Genomic DNA, 2,505 nt, shown 5'->3' with positions numbered 1-2,505 from the left:
GGGCTGACAAAGTGGGACATTCCTTTTCCATATGGGTGTTTTCCATATCCGGATCTCCATGAGCTGTCTTAGCGCTTGTTTGGTAATTGATAAATCGGCTCTATCTTTTCGTCAAGGCCGTGGTTGACCTCAAGTCCAAGTCATAAAAAAAGCAAAATGGGCAAATTATTTAAGACCGGTTCCTAAACAGAGCTCCATTTTTTACCAACGGGTATACTTTTTTTCTTGTCATCCTGGCAACAGTCAGGATAATCTCCTATACCTTAAAGTATTTCAAGTTTTTTCGTGGCAGGTGAATTGGCCTATTGGAGGCCAGGCATTTGCTGTAAAATTTATTCTTTTAAAGGAGGACGTACAACCATGAAAAAAATTTTAAAATTTGTTGTAATTGTTGGCTGTTTTTTAGCGCTAACAGGTGCCCCTGTTCTTGCCAGTGGCGGCGGCAAAGCAGCCAAACCAAGTCCGGATGAAGCAATCGCCATGCTGAAAGCAGGGAATGAGCGTTTTGTAACCGGTAAAACCATTCAGCCGCATACGGATGCTGCCCGCCTTGCGCTTGCCGGTAAAGAAGATCAGGGAGATCACGCCTATGCAACGGTCATCACCTGCTCCGACTCCAGAGTTCCGGTTGAAATCCTGTTTGATGCCGGTATTATGGATATTTTTGTTATTCGTGTTGCCGGTAATGTTCTGGATGTTGATGAGATAGGGTCTGTTGAATATGGCCTTGCCCATGTAAAGACCCCGGTATTTGTCGTTCTTGGACATACGCAATGTGGCGCAGTCACGGCAGTGACAAAGGCTGTCCAGGGTCACGGTCATCCATTGGAAAGAAATATCCCCCCTCTGGTTGATAACATTATCCCCGCAGTGAAAAAAGCGATTGAAGACAATCCAGATGCCCATGGTGCGGATGTAATGCCTTATGCCATTGAGGAAAATATCTGGCGAGGCATTGAGGATCTGTTCATGGCAAGCCCTTCTTCCCGGAATCTCGTGAACGCGGGGAAAGCCAAAGTTGTGGGCGCCATCTATGACGTATCAAACGGAAAAATCAACTGGCTGCCCGAAGCAAGAACTATTGAAATCCTAAAGAAAGTTGAGGCGAATCCTAAAAGAGCCATGGAAGCCATGGCCAATTAATTTTGCCTTAAAATTCAATACAAAAATAATAATTGCCGAACAAATCGCGGTGCTGGCGTCAGTACCGCGTTAACATGCTATAGACAAGCAATCCGGGGGATTTATTTCTTTCCAAGTCCTTAAAAAACCTCCAGGCCCAAACTTTTGGACGTAAAGGCCGAAAGAAACCGTTTGAATCAAACCCGATTCAACGCTCCCTTTTCTAAAAGTCGGGAAGAAAAACTTCCCATTGTCCTTCACTTTACAAAAACGCATTGGAGGAATCCGTGAAAATTGAAGACTGGTTTGAAAACTGGGGCATTACCGGGCTGAAGATCAGTGCCGGGTTCATGCAGATGGAATGGCAGCCGAGGCCCGAAGAGGAGCAGGCTGCCTGGGAACTTTACATCGAACTGATCACCCGGGTGGCCACCCAGCCCCTTGGCAAGGACCAGGGGGATGAGGCGGCTGCCTTGAGTTCGATTTTTTCTCTGTTCCAAGTAACCCGGGACCTGCTCAAACAAAAGGGGCGCAAGGCAGAGGTATTTTCCAAGATTGCCGTGGTCATCCTGAACCAGAAAATTCGTCCCTTTACGGCCAAATGGCACAAGCGGGTATCGGATAATATGCTGGAGAAGCCCGAGGAAAAAGCGTCTTTCCGCCATGAACTGGAACAGATTCAGGACGTACTCCGGGGATATGCGGCCATGCTGGCCAAAGTGGCCGGGGTGGAGGATTTCCAGAAGCTGGAGCAGGGGCCTTTGCAGGAGCTGTAAAAGATGAACGGCAACGAAACAAAGCGAAAGATATACGTTTCCTATTGCAGAAAAGACGGGCACGCAAAAAGATTGATTGATGCCCTCATAGAAACTGCGTCTGACACCGAATGCAGCATCTGTTATGATGAAACTTCGCTGCAGTTAGGAGAGTCTATCACAAAATTCATGGCCAAGGTCAGTGAGGCGGATCGAATCGTTTTTCTTTTGTCTCAAAATTATTTTCAATCCAGATCCTGCATGAATGAATTGTTATTGGCTTATAAAAAACGGGCCAGTGAGCTTCAGCCGGCAGTGGTGATGCTGGATAAATTTTTACCCGGTGCTGAACAGGAACAAAAACTGGTCACCTGGTGGCAAGAACAAAGTTCTCAAAACAATGGAGAAGAAAAAGATGCTGCCGATCTGACGACCTGCGGTGAAAATGCCGAGGCTATTCCTGTGATCCTGGCTTGGCTGTTTGGAAAGTATAACCCCGAATTTAAGTACCGGGACCGGCTGGTCCTTGTGCAGGATGACAAAAAAAACTGTGACCAAATAGCCGATGAAATCATCAAATGGCTGGATAAGGAAATTGTTCCGGTCCGGTATAAACATTTGGCTGCGG

3 protein-coding genes are annotated in these 2,505 nt (G+C 46.7%); all 3 read left to right on the top strand.

Translation table 11 applies throughout. The features are described 5' to 3' along the window. Positions 1-360: 360 nt before the first annotated feature. Positions 361-1,143, top strand: coding sequence for a carbonic anhydrase (locus AB7U36_RS22400; protein ID WP_428161814.1), 783 nt, complete (start codon positions 361-363; stop codon positions 1,141-1,143). 266 nt (positions 1,144-1,409) lie between these two features. After that, positions 1,410-1,898 carry a hypothetical protein gene (locus tag AB7U36_RS22395; RefSeq protein ID WP_428161813.1) on the top strand — a complete coding sequence of 163 codons (489 nt, stop codon included), beginning with the start codon at positions 1,410-1,412 and terminating at the stop codon, positions 1,896-1,898. Positions 1,899-1,901: 3 nt separating this feature from the next. Next, positions 1,902-2,505: toll/interleukin-1 receptor domain-containing protein (locus tag AB7U36_RS22390; RefSeq protein WP_428161812.1), on the top strand; the 604-nt coding region annotated here is incomplete at its 3' end.

This window comes from Desulfobacter sp. (assembly GCF_050177295.1).
Note: the sequence above shows the minus strand (reverse complement) of the source record. Positions and strands in the feature narration are given on the sequence as shown.